The 26,031-nt window shown below is 64.7% G+C and carries 23 protein-coding genes; 6 read left to right on the top strand and 17 right to left on the bottom strand.

The annotated features are described in order from the left end of the window. Positions 1-78: 78 nt before the first annotated feature. The 12 genes from G3N97_RS04065 to G3N97_RS04120 all read right to left on the bottom strand — a co-directional run bounded on the left by G3N97_RS04065 (position 79) and on the right by G3N97_RS04120 (position 15,967). Positions 79-828, bottom strand: a complete 750-nt coding sequence (locus tag G3N97_RS04065; RefSeq protein ID WP_205992023.1) for an ABC transporter ATP-binding protein — start codon at positions 826-828, stop codon at positions 79-81. Further along, on the bottom strand, positions 825-2,612 hold the full coding sequence (locus tag G3N97_RS04070) for a branched-chain amino acid ABC transporter ATP-binding protein/permease (RefSeq protein WP_205992024.1): 1,788 nt from the start codon (positions 2,610-2,612) through the stop codon (positions 825-827). Before G3N97_RS04070 ends, G3N97_RS04065 begins: the two co-directional genes overlap by 4 nt. A gap of 4 nt (positions 2,613-2,616) precedes the next feature. Next, a complete protein-coding gene (locus tag G3N97_RS04075; RefSeq protein ID WP_205992025.1) occupies positions 2,617-3,672 on the bottom strand; it encodes a branched-chain amino acid ABC transporter permease in 1,056 nt (351 codons plus the stop codon). Between the two features lie 274 nt (positions 3,673-3,946). Continuing rightward, a complete protein-coding gene (locus G3N97_RS04080; protein WP_241030373.1) occupies positions 3,947-5,059 on the bottom strand; it encodes an ABC transporter substrate-binding protein in 1,113 nt (370 codons plus the stop codon). 385 nt (positions 5,060-5,444) lie between these two features. After that, positions 5,445-6,611, bottom strand: coding sequence for an ABC transporter substrate-binding protein (locus G3N97_RS04085; protein ID WP_205992026.1), 1,167 nt, complete (start codon positions 6,609-6,611; stop codon positions 5,445-5,447). A 779-nt stretch (positions 6,612-7,390) separates the two neighbouring features. Continuing rightward, the gene (locus G3N97_RS04090; protein WP_176079614.1) at positions 7,391-8,362 is read right to left on the bottom strand and encodes a branched-chain amino acid ABC transporter permease; all 972 of its coding nucleotides are present in this window, start codon (positions 8,360-8,362) and stop codon (positions 7,391-7,393) included. Further along, the gene (locus tag G3N97_RS04095) at positions 8,362-9,246 is read right to left on the bottom strand and encodes a branched-chain amino acid ABC transporter permease (protein WP_176079534.1); all 885 of its coding nucleotides are present in this window, start codon (positions 9,244-9,246) and stop codon (positions 8,362-8,364) included. The genes G3N97_RS04090 and G3N97_RS04095 overlap by 1 nt, the downstream gene beginning before the upstream one ends. Before the next feature lie 106 nt (positions 9,247-9,352). Further along, positions 9,353-10,570 carry an ABC transporter substrate-binding protein gene (locus tag G3N97_RS04100; RefSeq protein ID WP_065061764.1) on the bottom strand — a complete coding sequence of 406 codons (1,218 nt, stop codon included), beginning with the start codon at positions 10,568-10,570 and terminating at the stop codon, positions 9,353-9,355. A gap of 125 nt (positions 10,571-10,695) precedes the next feature. Beyond that, positions 10,696-11,475: an ABC transporter ATP-binding protein gene (locus tag G3N97_RS04105; RefSeq protein WP_205992027.1), complete on the bottom strand. Its 780-nt coding sequence runs from the start codon at positions 11,473-11,475 to the stop codon at positions 10,696-10,698. Further along, positions 11,472-12,251: an ABC transporter ATP-binding protein gene (locus G3N97_RS04110; protein WP_205992028.1), complete on the bottom strand. Its 780-nt coding sequence runs from the start codon at positions 12,249-12,251 to the stop codon at positions 11,472-11,474. The genes G3N97_RS04105 and G3N97_RS04110 overlap by 4 nt, the downstream gene beginning before the upstream one ends. Positions 12,252-12,711: 460 nt before the next feature. Continuing rightward, positions 12,712-14,427 carry a GMC family oxidoreductase N-terminal domain-containing protein gene (locus G3N97_RS04115; protein WP_205992029.1) on the bottom strand — a complete coding sequence of 572 codons (1,716 nt, stop codon included), beginning with the start codon at positions 14,425-14,427 and terminating at the stop codon, positions 12,712-12,714. A 7-nt stretch (positions 14,428-14,434) separates the two neighbouring features. After that, positions 14,435-15,967, bottom strand: a complete 1,533-nt coding sequence (locus G3N97_RS04120; protein WP_205992030.1) for a CoA-acylating methylmalonate-semialdehyde dehydrogenase — start codon at positions 15,965-15,967, stop codon at positions 14,435-14,437. Positions 15,968-16,119: 152 nt separating this feature from the next. Between G3N97_RS04120 and G3N97_RS04125 the strand changes: the two genes are divergently transcribed. Next, positions 16,120-17,031: a LysR family transcriptional regulator gene (locus tag G3N97_RS04125; protein ID WP_205992031.1), complete on the top strand. Its 912-nt coding sequence runs from the start codon at positions 16,120-16,122 to the stop codon at positions 17,029-17,031. A gap of 236 nt (positions 17,032-17,267) precedes the next feature. Then, positions 17,268-17,795 (top strand): class IV adenylate cyclase, encoded by a 528-nt coding sequence (locus G3N97_RS04130; protein ID WP_065061770.1) that lies wholly within the window; start codon positions 17,268-17,270, stop codon positions 17,793-17,795. 33 nt (positions 17,796-17,828) lie between these two features. Here the strand turns inward: G3N97_RS04130 and G3N97_RS04135 are convergent, their stop codons facing one another. Then, a complete protein-coding gene (locus G3N97_RS04135) occupies positions 17,829-18,320 on the bottom strand; it encodes an Lrp/AsnC family transcriptional regulator (RefSeq protein ID WP_065062258.1) in 492 nt (163 codons plus the stop codon). A 141-nt stretch (positions 18,321-18,461) separates the two neighbouring features. Between G3N97_RS04135 and phhA the strand changes: the two genes are divergently transcribed. Together phhA and G3N97_RS04145 are read left to right on the top strand one after the other, a co-directional pair. Next, complete coding sequence (phhA, locus tag G3N97_RS04140; protein ID WP_205992032.1) at positions 18,462-19,358, top strand: phenylalanine 4-monooxygenase; 897 nt, start codon at positions 18,462-18,464, stop codon at positions 19,356-19,358. A 142-nt stretch (positions 19,359-19,500) separates the two neighbouring features. Further along, the gene (locus G3N97_RS04145; RefSeq protein ID WP_346778014.1) at positions 19,501-19,848 is read left to right on the top strand and encodes a 4a-hydroxytetrahydrobiopterin dehydratase; all 348 of its coding nucleotides are present in this window, start codon (positions 19,501-19,503) and stop codon (positions 19,846-19,848) included. A 180-nt stretch (positions 19,849-20,028) separates the two neighbouring features. Here G3N97_RS04145 and G3N97_RS04150 read toward each other — a convergent pair whose 3' ends face one another. Beyond that, positions 20,029-20,259, bottom strand: a complete 231-nt coding sequence (locus G3N97_RS04150) for a DUF3717 domain-containing protein (RefSeq protein WP_065061773.1) — start codon at positions 20,257-20,259, stop codon at positions 20,029-20,031. Positions 20,260-20,378: 119 nt separating this feature from the next. On the opposite strand from G3N97_RS04150, the gene G3N97_RS04155 reads away from it, so the two are divergent. Then, entirely contained in the window at positions 20,379-21,065 is a 687-nt protein-coding gene (locus tag G3N97_RS04155; protein WP_027815974.1) for a response regulator transcription factor, read from the top strand. Positions 21,066-21,346: 281 nt separating this feature from the next. Then, positions 21,347-22,930, top strand: a complete 1,584-nt coding sequence (locus tag G3N97_RS04160) for a sensor histidine kinase (RefSeq protein ID WP_205992033.1) — start codon at positions 21,347-21,349, stop codon at positions 22,928-22,930. Positions 22,931-23,068: 138 nt separating this feature from the next. Here the strand turns inward: G3N97_RS04160 and G3N97_RS04165 are convergent, their stop codons facing one another. The 3 genes from G3N97_RS04165 to G3N97_RS04175 form a co-directional block, all read right to left on the bottom strand. Beyond that, positions 23,069-23,560, bottom strand: a complete 492-nt coding sequence (locus G3N97_RS04165) for an SET domain-containing protein-lysine N-methyltransferase (protein WP_065061775.1) — start codon at positions 23,558-23,560, stop codon at positions 23,069-23,071. 281 nt (positions 23,561-23,841) lie between these two features. Beyond that, positions 23,842-24,954: an NADH:flavin oxidoreductase/NADH oxidase gene (locus G3N97_RS04170; protein WP_205992034.1), complete on the bottom strand. Its 1,113-nt coding sequence runs from the start codon at positions 24,952-24,954 to the stop codon at positions 23,842-23,844. Positions 24,955-25,136: 182 nt separating this feature from the next. Next, positions 25,137-25,865 (bottom strand): glutamine amidotransferase, encoded by a 729-nt coding sequence (locus tag G3N97_RS04175; RefSeq protein ID WP_205992035.1) that lies wholly within the window; start codon positions 25,863-25,865, stop codon positions 25,137-25,139. Positions 25,866-26,031 lie beyond the last annotated feature (166 nt).

The raw sequence follows: 26,031 nt of genomic DNA on the forward strand, positions 1-26,031 counted from the left end.
TTCGTTCCGCATTTTGTCGAAAAAAAGCGTCGTGTTTCACGTGAAACACGCCGCCGAGTTCTGCAGAAACTGACGAGATCAGACGGGCTTCCTGGCCAGCCCCAGATACGTTTCGATCACGCGCGGGTTCTGCGCCAGCTCGCTCGCTGGCCCTTCGAGCGCGAGATCGCCGGTTTCCAGCACGTAGCCGTAGTCCGAAATTTGCAGAGCCGCCCGCGCGTTCTGCTCGATCAGCAGCGTCGCAACACCGGTCTGCCGCAGCGCGCTGATGATGTGAAAGATTTCCTTCACGATCAGCGGCGCGAGGCCGAGGCTAGGTTCGTCGAGCATCAACAGATCGGGCTTGCCCATCAGCGCTCGGCCGACGGCCAGCATCTGCCGCTCGCCTCCCGACAATGTTCCAGCCGCCTGCGCGCGCCGCTCCTTGAGACGCGGAAACAGCTGAAAGACATGATCGAGCTGATCGAGGAAGTTGCGCTCCCCTGCCCGCTTGCGCCGATACGCACCGAGCACGAGGTTGTCCTCGACCGTCATCGACGCGAACAACTCGCGTTTCTCCGGCACGAGACACATGCCACGCGCGACACGGCGCTCAATCGGCAGCGCGCCAATCTCCTCGCCGAGGTAAGCAATGCGGCCGCTCGCGTGCCCCGTCTGCGGCAATGCACCCATGATGGCGTTCAACAGCGTCGACTTCCCGGCGCCGTTCGGGCCGATCACCGATACGATCTGCCCCGCGCCCACCTTGATGGCCGCTTGATGCAGCGCCTCGATCTTGCCGTAGCGCACCGCGAGGTTAGCGACTTCGAGTACGGGCGCCGTCATCATTCCACCCCGCCCAGATAGGCTTCGAGCACGGCCGGATCCTTCTGCACCTCTTCCGGCAAACCCTCGGCAATGCGCGTACCGAACTCCATCACGACCAGCCGGTCGGTGAGATTCATCACGAAATCCATGTCGTGTTCGACCAGCAGCACGCTCATCCCCTCTTCTCTCAACTTGCGCAGCAACGCGGCCAACTGCTGCTTCTCCTGATAACGCAGACCCGCCGCCGGCTCGTCGAGCAGCAACAAGGTCGGATCGCAGCACAGCGCACGCGCGATTTCCAGGATCCGCTGCTGGCCGAGCGCGAGACTGCCCGCTTCGTCGTACATATGCTGCTCTAGCCCGACGCGGCGCAATTGCTTCGCGGCCTCGCTCATCAGCCGCCCTTCTTCCGACGCATTGAGCTTCACCACGCTGCGCAACACGCCCGAGTGACCGCGCAGGTGAGCGCCGATCGCGACGTTCTCCAGTACCGTCATCGTCGGCAGGAGTTTGACGTGCTGGAAAGTGCGACCGATGCCGCGCGCGACGATTTCACGTGAAGTCAGCCGGTCGATGCGTTCGCCGCGGAACGTGATCGCGCCGCTCGTCGGCTGCAGCACGCCCGTCACGAGGTTGAAGGTGGTCGATTTCCCCGCGCCGTTCGGGCCGATCAAACCGATGATCTGCCCCGCTTTCACCTCGAAACTCACGTCGTTGACGGCGACCAGACCGCCGAACTGCTTGCGTGCCTTGTCGACGGTCAACAGCATCTCGCCCGCTTCGGGCTTGCTGCGCTGCGGCAAAGGTTCAGCGTTCTCGGGCACATGCGCCTGTGGCCCGCGCGGGAAGAAGCGCGCCACGAACGGCCAGACGCCGCGCCGCGCATATTGCAGCAGCAGCACCATCAGATTCCCGAACACGATGATTTCGAAATTGCCGTTCTCGCCGAGCAGCTTCGGCAACAGCGTCTGCAGCCAGTCCTGCAGCACCGTGAGAATCGCCGCGCCCAGCACCGCGCCCCAGACGTGCGCCACGCCGCCCACAACGGCCATGAACAGATACTCGATGCCGTGATTCAGGCCGAACGGCGTCGGGTTCACGGCACGCTGCAAATGCGCGTACAGGAAGCCCGAGACGGCCGCCAGAACCGCCGCGTAGACAAAGATCACCACGCGCATCCAGGCCGTGTTCACGCCCATCGCCTCGGCCATCAGGCCGCCGCCGCGCAGCGCGCGTATCGCGCGTCCGGTGCGGCTGTTGAGCAGGTTCTGCACCGAGACGACCGACGCCAGCACCACCGCCCAGATCAGGTAATAGATGTGCCGCCCCGACTCCAGCTCGACACCGAACACATTGAGCACCGGAATGCCGTTGATGCCGTCGTACTTGCCGAGCATGTCCAGATTGCCGAACAGGAAGAACAGCGCGAGGCCCCAGGCGATCGTCCCAAGCGGCAGGAAGTGGCCCGACAGACGCATGGTCACGAGGCCCAACGCGAGCGCCACGAGCGCCGTGATCAGCACGCCGACGATCAAGGCGAGCCACGGCGAGACACCGTACTGCGTCGTCAGATACGCGGTCGCGTAGGCGCCGAGCCCGACGAACGCCGCCTGCCCAAAGCTCGTCATCCCGCCGATGCCGGTGAGCAGCACCAGCCCGATCGCCACGATCGAATAGAGCCCGATGTAGTTGAGCAGCGTGATCCAGTACTCGGGCACGCGCACCATGCCCGGCAGCACCGGCAGCGCGAACATCACCACGAGGAACAGCCAGAAGAAGCGGTTATGCAGAACGAGTCGTTTCATCGCGTCACTCCTCTTCCTCTTCGGCGTGCGGCGTGGAAAGACTGCGCCACAGCAGCACGGGGATGATCAGCGTGAACACGATCACTTCCTTGTACGCACTCGCCCAGAACGACGAATACGACTCCAGCAGGCCCACGAGCACGGAACCCGCAGCAGCCAGCGGATAGCTCACCAGACCGCCGATAATCGCGCCGACGAAGCCCTTGAGGCCGATCAGGAAGCCCGAGTCGTAATAGATCGTCGTGAGCGGCGCGACGAGCACGCCGCACAGCGCACCGAGCCCCGCGGCCAGCGTGAACGCGAGCCGGCCGGCCTGCGTCGTGCCGATGCCGACGAGGCGCGCGCCCAGCCGGTTCACCGACGTCGCGCGCAGCGCCTTGCCCGAGATCGTGCGGTCGAAAAAGAAGTACAGCGCGACGATCAGCACGGCCGCCGTGCCGACCACCCAGAGACTCTGCCCCGAGATCGACAGCGCGCCGAGGTTGAAGGTGGCGTCCGAGAACGCAGTCGTGCGCGAGCCTTCGGCGCCGAACATCACGAGTCCGAGGCCGACCATCGCGAAGTGCACGGCCACGGCCACGATCAGCAGCAGCAGCGTGGTGGCTTCGGCGATCGGCTCATAGGCGAGCCGGTAGACGAACGGCCCCATCGGCACGACGATCGCCAGCGTCAGCGCGATCTGCGCGAGCATCGGCAGGGGCTGCCCTGCCACGCCGCGCGTGAGCGCGTAGAGCGCGAGCGGAAACAGCAGATACTTGCCCGCGAGCGTGACCAGCGTGCGCGGCGCGTGCTTGCGACGCTCGGCGTGCCGCACGAGCCCCGCCGTCTCGACGACGAAGCAAGCCGCGCCCAGCGCGACCAGCAGCCAGCACGTCGCCGGAAATTTCTGCGATTGCAGCGCGGCGAGCGTGAGAGCGCCGTAGGAAACGAATTCGCCCTGCGGAATGAAGATCACGCGCGTGACGGAGAACACCAGCACCAGCGCGAGCGCGAGCAGCGCATAGATCGCCCCGGTGGTGATGCCGTCCTGCGCGAGGATTGCGGCAATCGATAAATCCATACCCTTCCAACCTCTCTTTCTGGAACGCGTGAAACTCGGAACGTCTGCGGTAGCGTCGGAAAAAACGGCGATGCGGGATCGTGCGGGGCAAGCGCGCGGCGCGGCCGCGAAGGCCACGCCGCGTTGAATCGGTGCGCCCAATCGACGTGAGGACGCGAATCGGGCACGGCCATTGTCGGTGGCCGAAATGAAGCCGCGGCGGCAGCACGCAACGCAACGCGCACAGCGTTTCACGTGACACCGCGCGCAGCGCGGCGTCACGCGTCGGGCGCGCTTAGTCGCCTTGCAGCTTCCACTTGCCGTTGACGACCTCCACGATCACGCGTGCGCGGTCGTCAAGACCGTTGTGATCGGTGGGCGTGGTGTTCATGATGCCGTGCGAGACCGGCAGATCCTTGATGTTCTCAAGCGCGTCGCGCAGCGAAACACGGAACGCCTCGGTGCCGGGCTGCGCCGACTTGAGCGCGACCGGAATCGCGCGCTGAAGCATCTGACCGGCGTCCCAGGCGTGACCGCCGAAGGTCGCGACCGAACCCGCGCCATAGGCCTTCTCGTAAGCGGCCTTGTAGGCGAGCGCCGACTTCTTGACCGGATTCGAATCGGGCAATTGATCGGCGACGAGAATCGGACCGGCGGGCAGCAACTCGCCTTCGCAGTCCTTGCCGCAGACGCGCAGGAAGTCGTTATTGGCGACACCGTGCGTCTGATAAATCTTGCCCTTGTAGCCGCGATCCTTCAGCGTGGTCGCCGGCAGCGCCGACGGCGTGCCCGAACCGGCGATCAGCACCGCGTCCGGGTTCGCCGACATCAGCTTGAGCGCCTGCCCCGTCACCGACGAATCCGTGCGGTTATAACGCTCGCTCGCGACGATCTTGACGTTGTGCTTCGCCGCCGCCGCGCTGAACTCCTTGAACCAGCTGTCGCCGTAGGCATCCGTGAAACCGATGAAGCCCACCGTCTTCACGCCGTGCTTCTCCATGTAGCCCGCGATCGCGTCGGCCATCAGGCTGTCGTTCTGCGGTGGCTTGAAGGCCCACTTGCGCTTGTCGTCCACGGGTTGCACGATCGCCGCCGACGCCGCGAGCGAAATCATCGGCGTCTTGCCCTGCGCGACGACGTCGAGCATCGCGAGCGAGTTCGGCGTGACCGACGAACCGATGATCGCGTCGACGTGATCTTCGTCGATCAGCTTGTGCGTGTTCTGCACGGCCTTGCTCGTGTCCGACGCGTCGTCGAGCACGATGTACTGCACGCTCTTGCCGCCGATCTCCTTGGGCAGCAGCGCGATCGTGTTCTTCTCGGGAATGCCGAGCGAGGCCGCCGGCCCCGTCGCCGAGAGTGTCACGCCGATCTTCACCTGCGCGACGGCCGCACCCGCCACGCCCATCCATGCCGCTGCGAGTCCGGCATGGAGGGCTCTCGTGGACCACTTCTTCATCGCCAACTTCGTTTTCATTGCGCGTCTCCAAACGCTTTGTCTGCGTGTCGATTTATATTCCGGCGCCGCGCCGTGTGTTCGGTTCGCTAACGCCGGCCTTCGAGTGTAGTAATCGGGATCGCGCGTGTGATGCATGGTTTTCCCTTGTCCGCGCGTCCGCTTTATCCGCTGCCTGCTTCACTGCTCCCTGCCCTGCTCACCGCACGACTCACCACCACGCGCCTCGCCAATACAACGACGCTCCGAAGCCGTTGCACCGGCAACAAAAAAGGCACGTCGATTGAACGTGCCTTGTTATGTCGATGAGCCGATATCGCGTGATTTCCCGTGGAACTCAGTCGCCGGCCAGCTTCCACTTGCCGCCGACGATCTGCACCATCACGCGCGCCCGCTGATCGAGGCCCGCGTGATCGGTTGCGCTCATGTTGAAGATGCCGTGCGCGCCCGCGACGTCGTGCGAGTCTTCGAGCGCCTTGCGCAACGCGTCGCGGAACGCCTTAGTGCCCGGTTGACCGGCCTTCAGCGCGACGGGAATCGCGTGTTGCAGCAACAGGCCCGCGTCCCATGCGTGACCGCCGAACGTCGAGATCGAGCCTGCGCCATAGGCCTTTTCGTACGCGCTCTTGTACGCGAGCGCCGACTGCTTCACGGGATTCGAATCGGGCAATTGATCGGCGACCAGCAGCGGCCCGGCGGGCAGCCAGGTGCCGTCGCAATCCTTGCCGCAGACGCGCAGGAAGTCATTGTTGGCGACGCCATGCGTCTGGTAGTACTTGCCCGCGTAACCGCGCTCCTTGAGCGTCTTCTGCGGCAGCGCGGCCGGCGTGCCCGCACCGGCGATCAGCACGGCGTCCGGGTGCTGCGAGATCATCTTGAGCACCTGCCCGGTGACGGACGCGTCGTTGCGCGCGAAGCGTTCGTTCGCGACGATCTTGATGCCCTGTTTCGCCGCCGCCGCGCCGAACTCCTTGTACCAGCTCTCGCCATACGCATCCGAGAAGCCGATGAAGGCGACGGTCTTCACGCCATGCGCGGCCATGTGCTGCGCGATCGCGCCGGCCATCAGCAGATCGTTCTGCGGCGTCTTGAAGACCCACGCGCGCTTTGCATCCATCGGCTCGACGATCGAGGCCGCGGCGGCCATCGAGATCATCGGCGTGCTGCTTTCGGCGGCGACGTCGATCATCGCGAGCGAGTTGGGCACGACCGTGGAACCGATCAGTGCATCGACGTGATCTTCGCTCGTGAGCTTGCGCGCGTTCTTCACGGCCTGCGTGGAATCGGTGGCGTCGTCGAGCACGAGATACTCGATTTTCTGGCCCCCAATCTCCTTGGGCAGCAACGCGATGGTGTTCTTTTCGGGAATGCCGAGCGAAGCCGCCGGGCCTGTGGCCGAGAGCGTCACGCCGATCTTCACATCCGCGTGCGCGACGCCCGCCGTCGCGGCGAGCACTCCGGTCGCGACGCATGCCGCGTTCATCCAACGCCAAACCAACCGCATCTCCACTCCTTCGATCATCGTTTTCTTTATTGCTCCGGATTTTCAGGCGTTTTCCGGATTCGAATTCGGTAGTGCTGCCGCCGGACCACACATAATCGGCGATGGCCCCACGCAGGCTGCATCGGCGATTAATGCTGACCGCATGGTCGGCGAATGGCGAGTGTAACGGAGTGCCGTTTGGCGCGGCAAGCGCTTTCCATCGGCTTACAACGTCGACGCAACACGCGCGGAAACAGCCGAAAAATGCGTAACGCGCGCAGCCTTGTGGCGCGGGCTTCGGACGCTTTTCAGGCGCTTTTTGCGTAACTCAGTGAGGGGTAAAACAGACTTGCGCACGCCGATTAACGCGCGACGCAGCAGACACAGAAGGGGGATAAAAACGCGTAATGCGATGCTCGATGCGAGCGCATTAACGGTGATGGATGAAAACCGAAAGTACAAATAAAAAGCGCTGTTGGATTCCCATCCAACAGCGCTTTCTTGTCCGGGCACTTTGTGCCTCAGTTGTCTCCTCGTTCTCCACCTGCAAATTCGGTGCATCAGAACTAAGTGAAACTTTAAACTTCGGCCCCCTGGCTGCCAACTAGCATTTACCCTAGTGGTGCAGTGCGGCACCGATTTGGGGCGCGCTGTCACAGCTTTGTCGCACGATACGCGCGTGCAAAGCCGCTTCCGGAGGCTCGGTTTCAGCATCTGAGCAAGGCTTGCAGCATACCATCGCGGCGACGCCTCGCCTACTGCATTTGACGCGTTCTTCATGCCGGAATCTACGCCGTAATTTACGCTCTCAGCGGCCGCACACGCGCCACGATTTCGCCGACGATACCGCGCCGGAACGCCAGCACGCAGGCGATGAAGATGAGCCCCGTGACGATCGTTGCGGACTCACCTAACGAGCGGAACCAGTCGACGCCCGTGACCTGCGCGAGCGCCGTGCCGATATCGCCCAGACGGTCTTCGAGCGCAACGATCAGCGCAGCGCCCAGCAGCGGCCCGAACAGCGTGCCCATGCCGCCGACGAGCGTCATCAGGATCACCAGACCGGACATGGTCCAGTAAGCGTCGCCGAGCGTCTCGAAGCCCAGCACGAGCACCTTGAGCGAGCCGGCCAGCCCCGCGAGTCCCGCCGAAAGCACGAACGCGAGCAGCTTGAAGCGGTCGGTGTCGTAGCCGAGCGAAATGGCGCGCGGCTCGTTCTCCTTGATCGCCACCAGCACCTGGCCGAATGGCGAATGCACGATGCGCACGATCAGCGCGAACGCCAGCACCATCACCACGAGCACGACGTAGTACAGCGTGAGGTCGGAGTCGAGCGACAGCATGCCGAACAGCTTGCCGCGCGGCACGCCCTGCAGGCCGTCCTCGCCGTGCGTGAACGGCGCCTGCAGGAACACGAAGTAGACCATCTGCGCGAGCGCGAGCGTGACCATCGCGAAGTAGATGCCCTGGCGGCGGATCGCGAAGATGCCGACGATCACGCCGAGCAGCGTGGCCACCGCCGTGCCCGCCGCCACGCCGAGTTCGGGCGTGAAGCCGAGCGACTGGATCGCGTAACCGGTGGTGTAGCCCGCGCTCGCGAGGAACATCGCGTGGCCGAACGACAGCAGCCCCGTATAACCGATCAGCAGATTGAATGCGGCGGCGAACAGCGCGAAGCACAGCACCTTCATCACGAAGAGCGGATACGCGCCCGCGAACGGCGCGACGATCAACCCGATCAGCAACAGCAAATAGAGCGCTTTTCTTTGCATCATCGTTCCTTGCCGAAGAGGCCTGCGGGGCGGATCAGCAGCACGATCGCCATGATGACGAACACCACGGTCGCGGAGGCCTCCGGCCAGAACACGCGTGTGAAGCCCTCGATCACGCCAAGCAGCAGGCCCGTGAGGATCGAACCCATGATCGAGCCCATGCCGCCGATCACGACCACGGCGAACACGGTGATGATCATCGGCTGCCCCATGAGCGGCGACACCTGAATGACCGGCGCGGCCAGCACGCCCGCGAACGCCGCGAGCGCCACGCCGAAGCCGTAGGTCAGCGTGATCATCAGCGGCACGTTGATGCCGAACGCCTCGACGAGTTTCGGGTTTTCCGTGCCCGCGCGCAGATACGCGCCCAGCCGCGTTTTCTCGATCACGAACCACGTGGCGAAGCACACCGCGAGCGACGCCACCACGACCCACGCGCGATAGTTCGGCAAATACATGAAGCCGAGATTGGTCGCGCCAGAAAGCAGATCGGGCACGTCGTAAGGCTGACCCGAGGCGCCGTAAATCGAGCGGAACACGCCTTCGACCACCAGCGTCAAACCAAAAGTCAGCAGGAGTCCGTACAAATGATCGAGCCGATACAGCCAGCGCAGCATCGAACGTTCGATCACCATGCCGAACAGGCCCACCACGATGGGCGCGATCACGATCATCGCCCAGTACGGCAGGTTGAAATACGCGAGGCCCATCCACGTGAGCATCGCGCCCAGCATGAACAACGCGCCGTGCGCGAAGTTGATCACGTTGAGCATGCCGAAGATCACCGCGAGGCCGAGACTCAGGATCGCGTAGAACGATCCGTTCACGAGTCCGAGCAGCAACTGGCTCAGCATGGCCGGCAGCGGAATGCCAAAGATCGTCATGAAAGCCGCCATCTCCTCAAGATCGCATTCATACGGCAGGCGGCGCGGCCGCCCTCACCCATCGGGGCCGCCGCGCCGCCTGCCGCTCAAGCGTCGCCGCACTGACTCACTTCCAGAGCGCGCAGCGGCTTTCCTGCTTCGTCGTGTAAGCCTGTTCGCCCGGAATCGTCTGCACGATCTTGTAGTAGTCCCACGGCTTCTTCGACTCGGACGGCTTCTTCACCTCGACGAGATACATGTCGTGAATCAGCACGCCGTCCTGGCGGATATAGCCGCCCTTCGTGTAGAAGTCGTCGATCTTGGTCTTCTTGAGCTGCGCCATGACCTTGTCGGCGTCCGTCGAGCCCACCGCCTGCACCGCCTTCAGGTAGTTCGTGACGGCCGAGTAATCGGCGGCCTGAAGCTCGGACGGCATCTTCTTCGTCTGGTCGAAATAGCGCTGCGCCCACTTGCGCGTCGCGTCATTCTGATCCCAGTACCAGCCCGTCGTGAGCACGAGGCCTTGCGTGGTGTCGAGCCCGAGGCTGTGCACGTCGGGCAGGAACATCAGCAGCGCCGCGATCTTCATCGTCTTGGTGATGCCGAATTCCTTCGACGCCTTGATCGCGTTGACCGTGTCGCCGCCCGCGTTCGCGAGACCGAGAATCTGCGCCTTCGAAGCTTGCGCCTGCAACAGGAACGACGAGAAGTCCGAGGCCGAGAGCGGATGACGCACTTCGCCGAGCACCTGGCCGCCGTTCGCCTTCACGACGTCGGCGGTGTTCTTTTCCAGCGACTTGCCGAACGCGTAGTCGGCGGTCAGGAAGAACCACGTCTTGCCGCCCTGCTTGAGCACCGCGAGGCCCGTGCCCTTGGCGAGCGCGACCGTGTCGTAGCCGTAGTGCACCGTGTACGGCGTGCACTGCTCGTTGGTGAGCGCATCGGTGCCCGCGCCGGTGTTGAAGTAGACGCGCTTCTTCTCCAGCGCAACCTGATTCATCGACAGCGCCGTGGCCGAGTTCGTGCCGCCGAGCAGCATGTCGAGCCCGTCACGGTCCATCCATTCGCGCGCCTTCGACGCGGCGATGTCGGCCTTGTTCTGGTGATCCGCGTACATGATCTGGATCGGCTTGCCGTTGACCTTGCCGCCGAAGTCCGCGATCGCCATCTTGATCGCCGTGAGGCCGCCCTGGCCGTCGTCGTCCGCATAGAGGCCCGACATGTCGGTGATGAAGCCGATCTTCACCGCGTCGTCGGCAGCGTGCGCGCTGCCTGCTCCAAGCACCGCTGCGGCCGCCGTGGCGGCAAAGAGCGCCGCGAGCCGCGCGAACGGGGTCTTCTTCATTGCAGTCTCCTTCGTTGGTTGCGTTGTTATTCAGCGCTGCGGATCAAGCAAGAACCAAGAGATAAGCGACAAGGCAAACGGCCCGCGCGGCGCGTTCGGCACGCGCGCGAGACGGATCGAAACGGTCAGACTCCCAGCAGGTCGTGCAGCACGGGCATCTTGCTGTCGAGCTCGGCAACGCCGAAACGCTCGACGATGCGTCCGTGCTCCATCACGTAGAAACGGTCCGCGAGCGGCGCCGCGAAACGGAAGTTCTGCTCCACCATCACGATGGTGTAGCCGCGCGATTTCAGCGTGACGATCATGCGCGCGAGCGTCTGCACGATCACGGGCGCGAGACCTTCGGAGATCTCGTCGAGCAACAGCAGGTTCGCGCCGGTGCGCAGGATGCGCGCAACCGCGAGCATCTGCTGCTCGCCGCCCGAGAGCCGCGTGCCCTGGCTGTGACGACGTTCCGCGAGATTGGGAAACATCGTGTAGATCTCGTCGAGCGACATGCCCTGCGTGCCGCTTTTAGAGCCGCCTTTTACACCAATGGCGGGCGGCAACAGCAGGTTCTCCTCGCACGAGAGGCTCGCGAAGATGCCGCGCTCCTCGGGGCAATAACCGACGCCGCAATGCGCGATGCGATACGTCGGCATGTTGATGGTCTCGCGTCCGCCGATGCGGATGGAGCCCGTGCGCCGTCCCGTGAGGCCCATGATCGCGCGCAGCGTGGTCGTGCGCCCCGCGCCGTTGCGCCCGAGCAGCGTGACGACTTCGCCGCGCGCCACGTTGAGATCGACGCCATGCAGAATGTGCGATTCGCCGTACCACGTCTGCAGGCCCGCGATGTCCAGCGCGCTCTCGCCCGGCGGCGCGGCAAGGCTCGCGTCCTCGCCGCGTTGTTCGGTTACCGTGCTCATGCGTGCGCTCCCGCGAGCGCGGCGTCGGCGCTGCCCATATAGGCTTCGGCGACGAGCGGATTCTTCGACACTTCCGCGTAGCTGCCCTCGGCCAGCACCTCGCCGCGCTGAAGCACGGTGATGGTGTCGGAGATGCCCGCGATCACGTTCATGTTGTGCTCGACCATCAGGATCGTGCGGCCGGCCGAGACCTTTTTGATGAGCGCCGTCACGCGGTCCACGTCTTCGTGACCCATGCCTTGCGTGGGCTCGTCGAGCAGCATCAGTTCAGGTTCCATCGCGAGCGTGGTCGCGATTTCGAGCGCGCGCTTGCGGCCGTACGCGAGTTCGACGGTGGGCACGTCGGCGAAATCGGTGAGGCCGACCTGCGTGAGCAGATCCATCGCGCGGTCGTTGAGTTCGGCGAGCGAGCGCTCGCTTTTCCAGAAGTGATACGCGCTGCCGAGCGAACGCTGCAAGCCGATGCGCACGTTCTGCAAGGCCGTCAAATGCGGAAACACCGCGGAAATCTGGAACGAACGGATGATGCCGCGCCGCGCGATCTGCGCGGGCCGCTCGTGCGTGATGTCAATGCCGTTGAAAACGATGCGCCCCGCGCTCGGCACGAGGAATTTGGTGAGCAGATTGAAGCAGGTGGTCTTGCCCGCGCCGTTCGGTCCGATCAACGCGTGGATGGAGCCGCGGCACACGCGCAGGTTCACGCCGTTCACGGCCGTGAAGCCCTTGAACTGTTTCGTGAGGCCGCGCGTTTCCAGAATCGTGTCGCCGAGAATCATGTCCCCTTCCACGTGAAGTAAGGCGTAACACTTCAGATTGCGGGGCCCCGCACGACGTCTCGCGCGCCTCTTTTTTGCGCGTCATGTTGCGGCGCGCGCGTCGGCTGCTGTCGTTGCCCGCTGTACTAGTGAGCGCCATTGTCTCGCCAATGATGCAGCGCAATCATTGGGATTTGCACTTACGGGGGAATGACGATGCGCACCGATCTGCGACGCGCAATTTCGCACCAGATACGCGCATGTTCGCAGCAAGATGCGCGCACGTTCGACACACGGCGGTCTTGCGCCGGACGTGCGAAAACACGCACGCCGCGAAGGCGGCGCACGTCCTGGATAGTGGTCCGAAACACTTTCTTCTTACGTTGCCCGACGCAATTAAGCGCGCACTGAAGTGGGTGTTTCGAACCCTTTTCAAACCCTTTTCGAAGCTTTTTAAAACTGCGTTTTTACAACTGCGCTTTCACGCCGCCGCAACTGGCGCATGCAGCTCCGTTCGCACCGACACATGCGCGCCCGCACGACGATCCTCGCGCACCATTTCCGCGGCGCGCTCGGCGATCATCAGCGTCGGCGAATTCGTGTTGCCCGAGGTGATGAACGGCATCACCGACGCGTCGGCGACACGCAAACCTTCCACGCCACGCACGCGCAAACGCGCGTCGACGACGGCGTCGTCATCGTCGGCGCGGCCCATTCGGCAAGTGCCCACCGGATGAAAGATCGTCGTGCCGACATTACCCGCCGCTTCGCGCAATTCGCTTTCGCTCTGAAACGCGAGCCCCGGCAAGATCTCGTGCGGCTGATAGTGCGCGAGCGCCGGCGACGCCGCGATGCGCCGCGTGAGCCGCAACGCGTTCGCCGCCACGCGCAGGTCGTGTTCCGTCGAGAGATAGTTCGGCGCGATCACGGGCGCAACCGTCGGGTCCGCCGACGCCGCGTGAATGCTGCCGCGCGACGTGGGCCGCAGATTGCACACCGAAGCCGTGAACGCATTGAAGCGATGCAGCGGCTCGCCGAAGCGATCGAGCGACAAAGGCTGCACGTGATATTGCAGATCGGGCCGCGTGATGCCGGCGTCGGCCGCGTCCGACTTCGCGAATACGCCGAGTTGCGAAGGCGCCATCGACATCGGCCCGCTTTGCATCAGCGCATATTCCACGCCGATCATCAGCTTGCCCCACCAGTGCGCCGACGCGGTGTTGAGCGTGCGCACGCCATTCACGCGATACGCCATGCGCAGTTGCAGATGGTCCTGGAGATTCTCACCGACGCCGCGCAGATCCTGCACCACGTCCACGCCCAGTTGCGCGAGCCGCGCCGCCTGACCGACGCCCGAACGTTCGAGCAATTGCGGCGAATTCACCGCGCCCGAGCAGAGAATCACTTCGCAGCGCGCCCGCGCGCGATACGGCACGTCGCCGCGATACTCGACGCCCACACACCGCTTGCCTTCGAAGATCACACGCTCGGTCAGCGCGCCCGTGACCACGGTGAGATTGGGCCGCTTCATCGCCGCACGCAGGAACGCCTTCGACGCATTCCAGCGCACGCCGCGCTTCTGGTTCACATCGAAATAACCGACGCCTTCGTTGTTGCCGCGATTGAAATCGCTCGTCGCCGGAATGCCCTGCTCCTGCGCCGCCTGCGCGAAAGTTTCGAGAATCTTCCATTTGAGGCGCTGTTTCTCGACGCGCCATTCGCCGCCCGCGCCGTGAAATTCGTTCGCGCCGCCGTGGTAATCCTCGCTGCGTTTGAAGACGGGCAACACGGCGTCCCACGACCAGCCCGCGTCGCCGGTTTCGCGCGCCCAGCCGTCGTAATCCTCGCGCTGTCCGCGCATGTAGATCATGCCGTTGATCGACGACGATCCGCCGAGCACGCGCCCGCGCGGATACGACAACGCGCGCCCGTTGAGCCCTTTTTCCTCGACGGTTTTGTAGAGCCAGTCCGTGCGCGGATTGCCGATGCAATGCAGATAGCCGACCGGAATGTGTATCCAGTGATAGTCGTCCTTGCCGCCCGCCTCGATCAGCAACACCGAGACGTCCGCGTCCTGCGAAAGCCGGTTGGCGAGCACGCAGCCCGCCGTGCCCGCGCCGACGATCACGTAGTCGAACTCGCCTTCGAGCCGGCGCGCAGTCGATGCAGCGCCCGGCGTGTCGCTCAATGCCGCCATGACCGCCTCACTTCGCCACGGGCATGGTGAATTCCGCGCCCTTCGCGATGCTGTCCGGCCAGCGCTGCATGATGCTCTTGTAGCGCGTGTAGAAGCGCACGCCCTCTTCGCCATAGGCGTGATGATCGCCGAACAGCGAACGCTTCCAGCCGCCGAACGAATGCCACGCCATCGGCACCGGAATCGGCACGTTGATGCCCACCATGCCCACCTTGATCTGCCGCGAGAACGCGCGCGCCACGCCGCCGTCCGAGGTGAAGCACGACACGCCGTTCGCGAACTCGTGTGCGTTGATCAGTTCGACCGCGCTCGCGAAATCGGGCACGCGCACCACGCTCAGCACCGGCCCGAAAATCTCCTCGCGATAGATCGACATATCGGTTTTCACGTCGTCGAACAGCGTGCCGCCGAGGAAGAAACCGCGCTCGCGTTGCTGCACTTCGTGACCGCGTCCGTCCACGACGAGCTTCGCGCCCGCCGCCACGCCCGCATCGATATAGCCCTGCACTTTCGCGCGATGCGCGGCGGTCACGAGCGGCCCCATTTCCGAGGACTCGTTCATGCCGTCGCCGATCTTGAGCGCCTTCACGCGCGGCGTGAGACGCTCGATCAGTTCGTCGGCGATATGACCCACGGCGACCGCCACCGAAATCGCCATGCAGCGCTCGCCCGCCGAACCGTAGGCCGCGCCGATCAGCGCATCGACGGCCTGATCGAGATCGGCGTCCGGCATCACGACGAGATGATTCTTCGCGCCGCCGAGCGCCTGCACGCGCTTGCCGTGTTTCGTGCCTTCCGTGTAGATGTATTCGGCGATCGGCGTGGAGCCGACGAACGACAACGCGGCGATGTCCGGATGCGCGAGCAGCGCGTCGACGGCCACCTTGTCGCCGTGCACGACGTTGAACACGCCGTCGGGCAAACCCGCTTCGTGCAGCAGTTCGGCAAGCCGCAGCGACGCCGACGGATCGCGCTCCGACGGCTTGAGCACGAAGGTGTTGCCGCACGCGAGCGCGATCGGAAACATCCAGCACGGCACCATCATCGGAAAGTTGAACGGCGTGACGCCCGCGACCACGCCGAGCGGCTGGCGCAGATTCCAGTTGTCGATGCCGCCGCCGATCTGATCGGTGAAATCGGTCTTCAGCAGATTGGGAATGCCGCACGCGAATTCGACGATCTCGATGCCGCGCATCACCTCGCCTTTCGCATCGGAGAACACCTTGCCGTGCTCGCGCGTGATGAGTGCGGCCAGTTCGTCGTGATGCTGGTCGAGCAGATCCTTGAACTTGAAGAGAATGCGCGCGCGCTTGATGGGCGCCATCTCGCTCCACGCGGGAAACGCGGCGTGCGCGGCGGCCACGGCCGCATCGACTTCGGCCACGCTCGCAAGCGGCACGCGCGCGGCGACCTCGCCGGCGGCTGGATTGAAAACGTCCGCATAACGCCCGCTGGTGGCGTCGAGCGGCTTGCCGTTCACGTAGTGCGTCAAGGTGGCGGGCGTGCTGACGCCAGCCTCGCTTCGATGTGTCTCGCCCATGTTTGCCTCTTCGGTGGAGGTTGTTGTCTGCGCGCCGTGTCGGTGTTTCGCGCACGGCGGCTGAAATGCCGGCATTTAGCGTAATCGCGCGAGGCCGCGCCGATCCAATGATTAATCCTCAACAGCGATATAAGGCGAGTTAATATCAGTGGATGGACCTGACCTTGTTGCGGGCATTCGTGACGGTCGCGCGCGAGGGCAACCTCACGCGCGCGGCCACGCATCTGCATCTCACGCAGCCCGCGGTGAGCTTGCAGATCAAGCATCTGCAGGAGACGCTCGGCGTCACGCTGTTCACGCGCACCTCGCACGGCCTCGCACTCACGCGAGACGGTCAGGCGCTGCTGCCGCACGCCGAACGCGCGCTCAACGCGGCCGGCGACGTGCAGCGCGCCGCTGCTGCATTGCGGCATGAAGTGCGCGGGCGCTTACGCATCGGCACCATTCTCGATCCCGCATTCCTGCGTCTCGGCGGCTTTCTGCGGCAACTCGTGGAAACCTGGCCGCAGATCGAAACGGCGCTGCGGCATGGCATGTCGGGCTGGGTGCTCGATCAGGTGCGCGCGCGCGAACTCGACGTGGGCTATTACATCGGCCAGCCTGCGTCGCAATCCACGTCGCAAGCCGGCGCCGATTCCGAGACCTTCCACACGCTCACGCTGACGCATTTCCAGTATCGCGTGCTCGCGCCCGCGGGCTGGAAGGAGCGCGTGAAGGATGCGCGCGACTGGCGCGCGCTCGCCGCGTTGCCGTGGATCTGGACGCCGCCCGCGTCGGCGCATAACCGGCTGCTCTCGGGCCTGTTCGAAGCCGCGCAGGCGAAGCCGGTCAAGGTCGCGGAAGTAGATCAGGAACCGTCGATGCTCGATCTCGTGAAGTCGGGCGTGGGCCTCACGCTCGCGCGCGACGCGACCGCCATCGCCGAAGCGCATGCGCACGGGCTGACCATCGTCGAAGGCGTGACGGTGCCGACCGAACTCACCTTCATCACGCTCGCCGCACGCCGCGACGAGCCGGTCATCGCGGCGGCGCTCAAGTCGATCGAAACGCAGTGGGGTTTGTAAGCTCGCGAGCCGCGAGTGCCGCAACGCGATATGAGCCGCGCTCATGACGAGTGCGATTTCACACGGCCGGTTCATCCGACGAATCGATCGAAGACGCATCGACGCACGCCGACTTGAGCGGATGTAACAGCGCGGTCACGCAAGTTTTGCTAGATTCGACCTTCGCCCCGCGTTTTTGCACTCGACGCGAGGCGTTCGAGCCTCGCCCATCGTTCCCTCGTTCCACAGGAGCTTGCATGGCCCGCAACATCGAAATCAAAGCCCGCGCCCGTCAGTTCGACGCCCTGCGCGAGCGCGCCGCCCAGCTCGCCACCGATGCGCCGCTGATCTTTCGCCAGCAGGACTTCTTCTACGACGTGCCGCGCGGCCGCCTGAAGCTGCGCCAGTTCGACGACGGCACGCCGCCCGAGCTGATCTTCTACCAGCGCGACGACCGCGACGGCCCCAAGGCCTCGTACTACACGCGCAGCCCCGTGACGAACGCCGAAGCGATGCACTCGCTGCTGGCCACGGCGCTGACCACGCGCGGCATCGTGTCGAAGGAGCGCCATGTCTATCTCGCGGGGCGCACGCGCATTCATCTGGACCGCGTGGACGGTCTCGGCGACTTCGTCGAGCTGGAAGTGGTGCTCGCGCCCGACGACGACGAGCAAGGCGGCGAAGCCGAAGCGCACGCCGTGTTCAAGCAACTGGGCGTGGACGAGAGCGACCTCGTGGCCGTGGCCTACGTCGATCTGCTCAATACGCCTGCGCAGGCGGCCTGACGAGCCTCGATGCACGCCGCGCGCGGACGCCCTTCAAGGCGCCGCCGCGCCCGGCTCCAGATGCCCGAGCGGCAGCGGGCCGTTGCGCTTGAACGTCGTGAGCACGATGTTCGAGCGCACGCTGTCCACGCCGGGCACGCGCATCAGCTTCTTCATCACGAACGACGACAGCGCGTTCAGATCCGGCGCCACGATCCGCAGCAGATAATCGGCGTCGCCCACCACCGCGTGACATTCGAGCACTTCCGGCAGCACGTCGATCTGCTGCTGGAACTGCTCGATGATCGAATCGCCGTGGTGCTTGAGCTTCAGGCTCGTGAACGCCGTCACGCCCAGCCCGAGCTTCTCGGGCCGCAGCACGACCCGATAGCCGTCGATCACGCCCGACGCCTCCAGCCGCTGTAGACGCCGGCCGATCTGCGACGGCGACAACGGCACCTGCTCGCCCAGTTGCTGATGCGTGGCGCGGCCGAAGCGCTGCAAGACGTCGAGTAGCGCGAGATCGAAGTGATCGAGTTCCAGCATGAATGAATCCTGCATTGATTGACTGATTGATGCAGGATTATTGCATATCAAGGTGAAACAACACCGATTTTGCGCGCATGCCGCGTGTGCTCCGCTTTACACTGGTGCGTCAGCAAGCACATTGAAAGGAGCATCACGCACATGGCCGCCGCCGCAACCGCGAAACTGCAGGAGCAGTTCGACGCGGGCCTGGAAACCCGCCCCGATTTCACCATCGACCAGCCGCTCGAACGCTACGGCTCAGTCGATCACGCGGTGTGGGACCAGCTTTATCGGCGGCAAATGGCGCTGCTCGAGGGCCGCGCCGCCGACGCCTTCATCGAGGGCGCACGCCGTATCGGCCTGAACGTGGCGCACGTGCCGTCGTTCGAGGCCGTCAGCGAGCGACTGATGGCCGCCACGGGCTGGCGCATTGTCGCCGTGCCGGGTCTGGTGCCGGATCGTATTTTCTTCGAACATCTCGCGAACCGCCGCTTTCCGGTGACGTGGTGGATGCGCCGCCCCGATCAGCTCGACTATCTGCAGGAACCGGACTGCTTCCACGATCTGTTCGGTCACGTGCCGCTGCTCACCGATCCGGTTTTCGCCGATGCGATCGAGGCCTACGGACGCGCCGCGCTGGCCGTCGACGAACGCGCGCTGCCGCTGCTCGCGCGCCTTTACTGGTACACGGTCGAATTCGGCCTGATGCGCGACGCGAGCGCGACGCACGGCGTGAAGATCTACGGCGCGGGCATCGTCTCCAGCAAGGGCGAATCGCTCTATAGCGTGGAAAGCGCGGCGCCCAACCGGCTCGGCTTCGATCTCGACCGGGTGCTGCGCACGCGCTATCGCATCGACACGTTCCAGAAGACCTATTTCGTGATCGACTCGTTCGCGCAGTTGTTCGACGCGCTGGGCGCGGGCATTGCGGCACGCCTGAGCGACACGGCCGCGCTGATCGCTACCGTGCCTCACGCGGCCGGCGACGTGCTGCACAGCGACACGATCTACACGCGCGGCACGCGCGAAGGCTGGCTCGACGACGGCGACGTCTGAGTGTGCAGCGCCGCATGACGTGCGGCGCGCCTGCTGATTGCCGGCTGCTTATATCGCTGCTCTTCTCTCCCGACGCGACATCCCGGCACGCTCGCACGCTGCCGGGCTCGCTCGCACGCGCCGCGCATCCGTGGAAAAATGGATTGGCGCATTTCCGCACAACACAGTTCAAACAGGTGCCACGATGATCAACCGACTCACATCCGAAGAGCGCGCCACGCAACTCGCCGGTCTGCATGGCTGGCAGGCCGTCGCGGGCCGCGACGCCATCCAGCGTCAATTCCGTTTCGCCGACTTCAACGAGGCTTTCGGCTTCATGACGCGCGTCGCGATCAAGGCCCAGGAGATGGATCACCATCCCGAATGGTTCAACGTCTATAACCGCGTGGAAATCACGCTCTCGACGCACGAGGCCGACGGCCTCACCGAACGCGACATCGCGCTCGCGCGTTTTATCGATTCGATCGCGCCGGGACCGCTGTCGGCGTGAGGCCGCGCGTTCAGTACGCGCAGTGCATGAGACAGGCCTGGAATCGTCCTGGGAAAGTCCCGGATACGAATCAGGTAAACGCATTGTGCGTATCGCGCGTTAGTAAGAGGTGAGCACGACGCGCAACAGGCAAAACCACTGCAATGAAAGCATAATGCAGGGTATCAGGCGTCCAAACCTTCAGCTTTGAAGGCCATTCTTGAGGGACACGTAAGACTCCCAGGCAGCACGCGCGATGGGGTCCAAACGTTCCGGTGAGAAGACGTTCTGACGCTGTACAATCAGCAGCGCATACGGCCTGGAGAGCGCGCTTGCCTCCTTGCACAACGCGAGTTCGTCGCCGCTCGAAGGCGAACGGTTGCGCCAGAAGTTGATTGCGGCTTCGAGTTCGGTGATCGAAATATCGGACATGGAGTCGTGACCGTGCAACCGTCGCACGCGGTGCCGCTCAGTCGCTGTGCTTTTGAACCAAGCGGCGCTTTGCGAACTGCGTGCCTGAACGCTAAACCCATTGTACTTGAGCGAAATCCATGCGACTCCTTCTGATCGAAGACGACCGCCCCATCGCACGCGGTATCCAGTCCAGCCTCGAACAAGCCGGCTTCACGGTCGACATGGTCCACGACGGCATCTTCGCCGAACAGGCACTCACGCAGAATCGCCATGAGCTCGTGATCCTCGATCTGGGCTTGCCCGGCATCGACGGCATGACGCTGCTCTCGCGCTTCCGTCAAAGCAACCGTCACACGCCGGTGATCGTCCTCACCGCGCGCGACGAGCTGAACGACCGCGTGCAAGGCCTCAATTCGGGCGCCGACGACTACATGCTCAAGCCGTTCGAGCCCGCCGAACTCGAAGCGCGTATTCGCGCCGTGATGCGTCGCAGCGGCCCGCACGGCGACGTGCCGCGTCCTGAAGTGTCGCTCGGCGGCGTGCGCCTCTCGGGCGTCGATCGCCGCATCTTCAACGACGACAAGCCGCTCGAACTCTCGCCGCGCGAATTCGCCGTGCTCGAAATGCTGCTGCTGCGTCATGGCCGCGTCGTGAGCAAGGCGCAACTGCAGGATCACCTCACGCACTTCGGCGGCGATCTCGGCGACACCGCGATCGAAGTCTACGTGCACCGCGTGCGCAAGAAGCTCGAAAACTGCCGTGTCGAGATCGTCACGGTGCGCGGTTTCGGCTATCTGCTGCAGGAAATCCGCCAGGCCGCCTGAGGCCAGCCCCCGAAAGACGCGGCGCCGCAAACTACTGCACGCCGCGTTTTTTTACGGCCATAATCGGCAGGTATCCTGATTGTTTTGGCCAGCGCGCCGGTTGTTAGACTGCCTGGTGCGCCACGGCTCGCGCACGTCCCGCCATGGCCCGCCGCCTGCCCGGTAATTGGGCGCGCTGGTCCGACTCTGCCGCTTGCCGCCACACCCGCGTAAAATGGTCCGGGACTGCCCGTCGCGCCCCACGCGCCGCGCCTGTGAGACCCCTTTCGCCCGAACCGATCATGTCCCTTCCGGCCGCAACGAGCCTGCGGCGTACGCTGCTGCGGCGCCTCGCCGCCCCACTTTCGCTGCTCGCGTTGATGAGCGGCCTGATCGCCTATTGGCTCGCGTGGCAGTACACGCAGCACGTGGTCGACCGCTCGCTCGCCGACCTGGCCACCGCGATCTCCAAACAGATCCAGATCGCCGGTCCCGAAGCGCCCGTCACAGTGCCGCCGCTCGCGCAGGCCATGTTCTCCGATCCGGTCGAGCACCTCGTCTACCGCATCAGCAACGGCGAAACCGAAATCGCCGGCGATCACGATCTGCCGCTGCAAGGCACCAACGTGCGCCGCATGCACTACGCGTACGTGTTCGAGACCGTTTATCACGGCGTGAGCGTGCGCGTCGCGCAGGTACGCGTGCCGCAGCCCACCGGCAATCCGATCGTGGTCGAAGTCGGCCAGCCCGTGCATCATCGCTTCCGCATCGCCGCCGAGTTCCTCGTCGCGATCATGATGCCGCTGCTGCTCCTGCTGCTCGCGGGCTGGGTGATCGTGTGGCGCGTGGTGAACCAGCAGCTCAATCCGCTGACCGATCTCGCCGATTCGCTCAACCGCCAGACGCACACCTCGCTCGAACCCGTCGACGAGACCTTCGTGCCCGTCGAGATCCGTCCGCTCACGGGCGCGCTGAACGCCCTGCTCGGCCGCCTGAAGACCGCGCTCGAAGGCCAGCGCAAATTCATCGCCGACGCCGCGCATCAGCTGCGCACGCCGCTGACCGCCGTGAAGCTGCACGCCGAACAGGCCGTCAACGCGCGCGAGCCGCAAAAGGTCAGCGACGCCGTGCGCGAGTTGCGCGCCGCCGCAGACCGCGCGGTGCGGCTCTCGAATCAGCTGCTCTCGCTGGCGCGCGCGGAGCCGGGCGAACAGGCGGCGCGTTTCGTCGATATCGACATGGCCGCGCTCGCGTTCGAAACCGGCGCCGAGTGGGTGCCGCGCGCGCTCGCGAGCCACGTCGACCTCGGCTTCCAGCGTCTCGACGATCCGGAGAACGACACGCCGCTGATGGTGCGCGGCAATCCCGTGTTGCTGCACGAAGTGATCGCCAATCTGCTCGACAACGCGCTCAAATATCTGCCGCCCGCGCGCCCCGATGGCGGCCGCATCACGGTCACCGTTTCGCAGACGCTCGCCGAAGGTTTGCCGATGGCGGAAATCATCGTCGAGGACAACGGCCGCGGCGTGCCGAACGCGCAGCAAGCCGATCTGTTCAAGCGCTTCTTCCGCGGCGACGGTCAGAGCGAAAGCGGCGTCGATAGCGGCGCGGGTCTCGGCCTCGCGATCGTGCACGACATCATGTCGCTGCATCGCGGCAGCGTGCATTACGAAGATGCGCCCGAAGGCGGCGCGCGGTTCATCGTGCGCGTGCCGCTCGTGAACCGCCGCATCGTGAGCGGCGAACCTGCGCAGCGCCTCGGTGCGCCGCAAGCCTCTCAACTCGCCGACGAACGCGGTGCACACAATCTCGCGCACGACGCCAGGAACGACAGCGCGCCGGCGTCCGCGAACAAACCCGCGCACGATGCGCCCGTCGATCTGTAGAGATCCGCAGACGGCGCACACACATCGCACGCATCGAAAACAACAAGGGCCGCATAAGCGGCCCTTGTTCATTGCATCTGCGTCGTGTCGCGACCATGCGTTGCACGCACCGCCGCTCGCGTCAGATTCACTTCGCGTTCACTTCTTTTTCTTGCCCTTCGACTTCTTGCCGCCCTTCTCTTCTTCGGGCGGCGCGAGCATCGTGCCGCGACACTTGCGCGCGCCGCAGCGGCATTCGTATTCGCGCTTGAGCTTCTTGGTCTGCTTCGCGTCGATCACGAGACCATAGTCGTAGAACAGCTCCTCGCCGCCGTCGATTTCGCGCAGCGCGTGAATGTACACGTGCCCGTCGATCTCTTCGGCTTCGCAGTTCGGCGCGCACGAATGATTGATCCAGCGCGCGCTGTTGCCGTTCACCTTGCCGTCGATCACGTCGCCGTCATCGAGCGCGAAATAGAAGGTGTGATTCGGCTCGTCGGGATTGTGCGGATGACGGCGCAGCGCCTCTTTCCACGAAATGCGCTCGCCCTTGTATTCGATCAGACGCTCGCCAGCCGCGATCGGACCAACCGCAAATACGCCCTTGCCGTGTACGCCCGACTGGCGCACGACGATCCTGCGTACACTCATTGATAAATCCTTGTGAAGTACTGGGGAGACGTTTCCCGCTCGCGGCATTCGCTGCCCGGCGCGTGCGTCCTGCGTTGAAGCGCGCGTGCGATTCAAGGCAATCGACATGCAACGCCAGGCAAAGCAATGTGCGCTTCAACGTGAATGCGGCGCCTTGTCGGCGCCGCGCTCGTGAACACGCTGCGTGGATCTCGAACATCGATCCGGATCGCCAGGCGCGTCACATCTGGAATCGTACACGTTCGCGGCGCCTTCGTTCAACCCGTACGCCGCATAGAGACTCAACGTTGACCGAGCGACGTCTCGCCGAACAGGTGTTTCTGGTCGCGCGGCTGCGAGCGCCAGTACTGCGGCGGCGCGCTCACCGTTGCGCCGAGTTGCGCGGCGGCGTGCCACGGCCAGCGCGGATCGTAGAGCATCGCGCGCGCCATCGCGATCATGTCGGCTTCGCCATCTTCGACGATCTGGTTCGCCTGCAACGGATCGGTGATGAGACCCACGGCGATCGTATTCATGCCGGTCTCCTGCTTCACCTTGCGCGCGAACGGCACCTGATAACCGGGCTCAAGCGGAATCTTCTGCAACGGCGACACGCCGCCCGTCGACACGTCGATCCAGTCGCAGCCGCGCGCTTTGAGCGCCTGCGCGAACACGACCGTTTCTTCCGGCGTCCAGCCGCCTTCGACCCAATCGGTCGCCGACACGCGCACGCCGACCGGACGATCTTCCGGAAACACCGCGCGCACCGCGTCGAATACTTCGAGCGGGAAACGCATGCGGTTTTCGAGCGAGCCGCCGTATTCGTCGTTGCGCTGATTCGCGATCGGCGAGAGGAACTGATGCAGCAGATAGCCGTGCGCCGCGTGCACTTCGAGCGCGTCGATACCGAGTCGCGCGGCACGGCGCGCCGTCGCCACGAAGGCTTCCTTCACGCGCAGCAGGCCCGCGACATCGAGCGCGAGCGGCGGCGTTTCGTCGGCCTTGTGCGGCAGCGCCGAGGGCGCTTGCGGCAACCATCCGCCATCGGCGACCGAAATCAGCTGGCCGCCTTCCCAGGGCACATGGCTCGATGCCTTGCGGCCCGCGTGCGAGATCTGCATGGCGATGCGAATCGGCGAATGGCGAAGGATGGCGGCGATCACCGGTTCGAGCGCGGCTTCGGTGGCGTCGTCCCAGAGTCCGAGATCGCCGGGCGTGATGCGGCCGATGGGCTCGACGGACGTGGCTTCGATGCACAGCATGCCCGCGCCCGACAGCGCGAGATGGCCGAGGTGAATCATGTGCCAGTCGTTTGCTTCGCCGCGCTCGGCGGAGTACTGACACATCGGCGACACGACGATGCGGTTCGCGAGCGTCACGCCACGCAGCGCGAACGGTGTGAAGAGCTTGCTCATGGGGATGGCGCGCAGGAGGATGAGGAGCGTTCGAGAATAGCACGCGTCTTTTTTCGGCGCTGGCTACTGCGAAACGAAACGAAACGCGCGCGCGCAGGCGCGGCAAGCACGCGAACGCGGCAGCGCGTCAGTCTGGCCGCGCGAATCCGGCGGCCGTGACGGCGTCGCTCGAGTCTTGCGGATCAGGGCTGCTTCGCGGCGGCGAGTTTGTCGACGGCGTCGAGCCACTCGTGCAGCATGCGGCTCGCTTGCGTTTCGAGTGTCGGCGCGTGATGCGCCGTCTGCGCGCGCAGCGCATTGACGTCGACGCCCGCCGAGGCAATCTCGGCGGCATGACCGATCAACCAGGGCTCGAAGCGGTCGGCGCGCACTTCGGGATGACATTGCAGACCGAGCACGTGCTCGCCCCACGCGAACGCCTGGTTCTCGCACAGCGGCGTGGACGCGAGACGCGTCGCGCCTTGTGGCAGATCGAAGGTGTCGCCGTGCCAGTGCAGCATCGAGGTCGCCGCGCCGTCCAGATGACGCAGCGGCGAAGCGCGGCCGGCGTCGGTGAGCGTGAGCGGCGTCCAGCCGATTTCCTGCTGACCCGAAGCGTAGACGCGCGCGCCGAGCACGCGCGCGATCAGCTGCGCGCCGAGGCAGACGCCGAGCGTCGGCAAACCGGCGGCAATGCGCTTTTCGATCAGCGCGGCAAGCGGAGCGAGGGTGGGATAGCGTGCGTCGTCGCACGCATTGATCGGGCCGCCGAGTATCACCATCAGCGACGGCGAAACGGGATTGAGCGCGGCCACGCGGGCGAAGCCGACATCGACATAACGCACGGGACGCCCGCGGTCGCCGAACACGCGCTCGAAGCTGCCGAGGTCTTCGAAATAGACGTGACGTACGGCCAAAACCTCGCGATTCATCGACAAATCCCTGGGTCAGCTACACAATCCGGCGCGCGGCGCGCACGCCGGAACACGCCAGCACCACGCCTTGGCGCATGAACGCACAAGCGTACACACGCGGCGTGACAAGGTGAACGGGGACAGGCAGAAAAAGCGCGAGGCCGAAGCCCGGCGCCGATCGCGG

Origin of the sequence: Paraburkholderia sp. Ac-20347 (assembly GCF_017104805.1) — a bacterium.
Lineage (GTDB): Bacteria > Pseudomonadota > Gammaproteobacteria > Burkholderiales > Burkholderiaceae > Paraburkholderia > Paraburkholderia tropica.